Below are 3,000 nucleotides of genomic sequence, written 5' to 3'. Positions count from 1 at the left end.
GCCATGCGAGAGTAGGACACTGCCAGGCACCCAACACGAGAAACCCCGCTCATCTGAGCGGGGTTTTTTATTGCCTGCAATTCAGCGTGTTGCAGCCTTGGCTCTGGTTCCAGTTATTACCGTTAGACCGTTTCCCCTTCTTTGTGATTGCTCCAGCCGGGCTGCCGAACACTCGATATCTCGATGTTTATCTTCTCATTTTCAAATCTCACTATTCCCTCCGGCCACTGGATCTGAGCGCTTGAGCTGTCCAGCTATTCCATTCGTCGATGATCACTATTGCTGCAGCGGGGGATGACAAGGCAAGCTGGATCCATAGACTGTCTCTTTCACGCATAAGGAGCTGTGTATGTTGGGGATCCACGATCTGGCGTTGTTTGTCGTATCCGGTCTGCTATTGAACATGATGCCGGGACCTGACTCTCTGCTCATCATGCTGCGCAGCGGTTCACAAGGCTGGCGGGCCGGTTCTGTGGCTGCGCTGGGAATAGGGACGGGCACCATGGTGCATGTGCTGGCGGCGGCGCTGGGACTGTCGGCTCTGCTGAGTGCCTCGGCCGAGCTGTTCGCCGTCATCAAGTTGATGGGGGCGCTCTACCTGGTCTATCTGGGAGGCTCGCTTCTGTGGCAAGGGGCTGGCTCACCGGCTGTGCGCGAGCCTGCCGTGCGGCTGCCTGCGCTCTCCTACGGCCGGATCTTCCGGCAAGGGTGGCTGACCAATGTGCTCAATCCCAAGGTAGCCCTGTTCTTCCTCGCCTTTGTTCCCCAGTTCATCGCTCCCGATGCACCGCAGAAGGCGCTAGCCTTCATCGTGCTGGGCTGTATCTTCAATTTCAACGGCATGATCTGGTGCCATCTGCTGGCCTTCTCGACCGCCTATGCGAGCCGCAGGATGGCCTTGCCTGGCTGGTTGGGCCGCTGGCTCAACCGCCTGATGGGAGGCTTGTTCGTGGGGCTTGGCATCAAGCTGGCCGTGGAGTGAGAGGGTAAACGCCGGGCATAGAAAAAGGCGTATCCCATTGCTGGGATACGCCTTCGTCTGCACTGCAGCAGGCTGGCTGAAATCAGTTCATGTCGTATTATCACACTATCTGTCTAATACTGTTTGATGCCGCCCCCAAGTGTAGTCTATCTATCTGATTTTTATCTTTAAAATTACCTTTCTTGTCTAAAGCCATCTTAGGATATATAAGACAAGTGTGGGTTCAAATGTGGGTTCAAAATGGCAATCTCAGATTCAAAACTCAAAGCAATGCTGCGTGGTCACGATGATGATACACCCAGAAAGGTTGCAGACAGAGATGGGCTATCTGTTCTGTGGAGGAATAGCGGAAAAGTCAGCTTTGTGTACCGCTATCGAATTTTAGGCAAGGCAAAAAATCTGACTCTGGGATCCTATACCGGCCAAGAGGGGGGGCTGTCGCTTTCCGAGGCAAGGAAAAAGGCGGCGCAATGTCGAGCTTGGTTGGAAGAGGGCAATGATCCCGCCTTGATGACTAGGATCGGGAAAGATGAAAGGCTTAAGCCTGTCACGGTTAAAGATGCACTCGAGTATTGGCTCTGCCATCACGCCGATAAGAAAAGGTCGAACAGTGAGAAGCATCGCCAGCAATTTGCTAAGTGGGTCTATCCCCGTATCGGAGATCTTCCTTTGTCAGATTGTGATACTCGTCACTGGTTGAGCGTCTTTGACGAATACTCGAAGGTAGCACCTGTGGCTAGTGGGTATTGTTTCCAAAACTGTAAGCATGCTCTGAAGTTTTGCCGTGTCAGACAGTTTGCAGTGAGTAATGCATTGGATGACTTGACCGTCGCTGATGTTGGGCAAAAAGCAAGTAAGCGAGATAGGGTTCTGACGCTAGAAGAACTGCGAACACTATGGGATTGGGCTGAGAAGCTAGGTCCATATTGCTACTACGGAAATTTGGCCAAGATTCTATTGTCGTTCGGTGCAAGAACTCAAGAAGCTCGGCTATCAGCACCCGAAGAATGGAATCTAGCCGAAGGTACATGGACAGTACCTGCGTCTAACTCAAAAACAGGTAATAAAATCGTGAGACCAATACCTGATTTTATTCGGCCGACGATAGACGCCTTGCTGAAAGCCGCCGCCGCACAGTCATCCCCATACTTGCTAGGGGAACTCAAGCGACCAGAAGCGGTAAGTCAGTGGGGAAGGGGGATTTGGAAGCGGCTCGGGCATAGCGCCCCTTGGACATGGCACGATCTGCGAAGGAGCTTGGCGACCCGCCTAAACGAGGCTGGGATTGCCCCTCATGTCGTGGAACAAATTTTAGGCCATGCTCTACCTGGTGTAATGGCTCACTATGTTCATACGGTTCGGTTACCGGAACAAAAAATGGCGCTGGAGTTGTGGGGAGGGATTTTAAACCCATCAGAACAACCGCCAGACAATATTGTGCATCTACAAGTGGGGTAGGGGAGCACAGCACTTTCTTCAGTGATTTGTAGACTGTGCCTATGGAGGGTACACCGGGTTTACCCTCCATGTATTTTTACCCAGCCTGTACAGCTAGTGCCATCTTGTTGTCTGCTCCGTTATGCTACGCAGCCACCTGATGAGCACAAAGCTGATGCGGCGCCTTCCCTGGCCATTAGCCTTGCCTGTCAGGTGGTCTGCTGCCGGTGATCCTGATAGACCCTTTGCCACTTGGCATACTCGCCCTTATCGCCTCTGGCATGTCAGAAAGCACAGATTCGAGCAATACTTCGCTCAAGCCATGAAAGTATAACGCAAAAAGTTGCGAATTTTGTTTTTTTAGCTGGCGTGAGTAATCCACGGCTCAATTTTGTGGATTTATCTTAATCCTTAGGCTGTTGCGAAAATTTATATTTAGATCTATTCCTTACTGGCTTGTGTTGCGATCCCTTGCCAAAAGAACGTGCTTTTTTACCATTTGAACGGCGTTGTTTCCCAAATCAGAGTGACCTGAATTGAACTTATGGTTGAGACGGTGATCTGATCACCAAATCCCTCTT

3 protein-coding genes are annotated in these 3,000 nt (G+C 51.4%); all 3 read left to right on the top strand.

Annotated elements, in window-relative coordinates:
• On the top strand, positions 1–245 hold a 245-nt coding region (locus tag PG899_RS23855), incomplete at its 5' end, for a hypothetical protein (RefSeq protein WP_270697805.1).
• Positions 246–349: 104 nt separating this feature from the next.
• Positions 350–982: a LysE family translocator gene (locus PG899_RS23850; protein ID WP_252411336.1), complete on the top strand. Its 633-nt coding sequence runs from the start codon at positions 350–352 to the stop codon at positions 980–982.
• A 240-nt stretch (positions 983–1,222) separates the two neighbouring features.
• Entirely contained in the window at positions 1,223–2,440 is a 1,218-nt protein-coding gene (locus tag PG899_RS23845; RefSeq protein WP_077098358.1) for a tyrosine-type recombinase/integrase, read from the top strand.
• Positions 2,441–3,000: the final 560 nt, after the last annotated feature.

The organism is Aeromonas sp. QDB39, from assembly GCF_027707585.1.
Taxonomy (GTDB): domain Bacteria; phylum Pseudomonadota; class Gammaproteobacteria; order Enterobacterales; family Aeromonadaceae; genus Aeromonas; species Aeromonas hydrophila.
The sequence above is the reverse complement of the archived record's forward strand: the minus strand, read 5'-3'. Positions and strand labels throughout refer to the sequence as shown.